Annotated in this window: 1 protein-coding gene; it reads left to right on the top strand. The window is 70.0% G+C overall.

What is annotated here, in order from left to right:
* Positions 1–595: tetratricopeptide repeat protein (locus ACXJKJ_RS31290; protein ID WP_457395514.1), on the top strand; the 595-nt coding region annotated here is incomplete at both ends.

Below are 595 nucleotides of genomic sequence, written 5' to 3'. Positions count from 1 at the left end.
TGTTTGCCGATCCCGGCTTCACGCAGCTGCCCGAGTCGCTGCGCCTGGACGGCTGGATCACCGCCGGACGTGTTGCGTTCAACGCACGCCAGGCGCGCGATGCACGCCCCTACCTGGATGCCGCGCTGAAGCAGGCACCGGACGACCCGCGCGCCCTGTATGTGCTCGGTCGCCTGCTGCTCTGGCAGCAGCAGCCGGTCCAGGGCGCCAGCCTGATCACCCGCTCGCTGCGCGCCTCGGACCAGTTCCTCGGCGACTTCGATGCGGCGATGGCCTACGCGCTGGACGAACAGCTGCACGACCAGCCCGAGGTCCGCCGTGCACTGCTGCAGGTGCTGTTCGACCGGCAATGGCAGGACGACGGCATGGAGCCCGGCGGGCTGTGGCTGACGCTCGCCACCCTGCAGGCCGATGCCGGGGAGCACGCGGCGCTTGCCGCCACCGTGGCGCGCATCGATACGCCGATGGACGTGGTGACGTTGCGCAGCGACAAGCGCTTTGACGCCGTGATCAACCGCCGCGATCCGCGCTTCGATCCGCTGCAGTCCGCACGCCGCCACGTCGATGCGTTGCGTGTGGAAGGCCTGSTGCGTCC

The sequence above is a fragment of the Roseateles sp. P5_E1 genome (genome assembly GCF_054049335.1).
The sequence above is the reverse complement of the archived record's forward strand: the minus strand, read 5'-3'. Positions and strand labels throughout refer to the sequence as shown.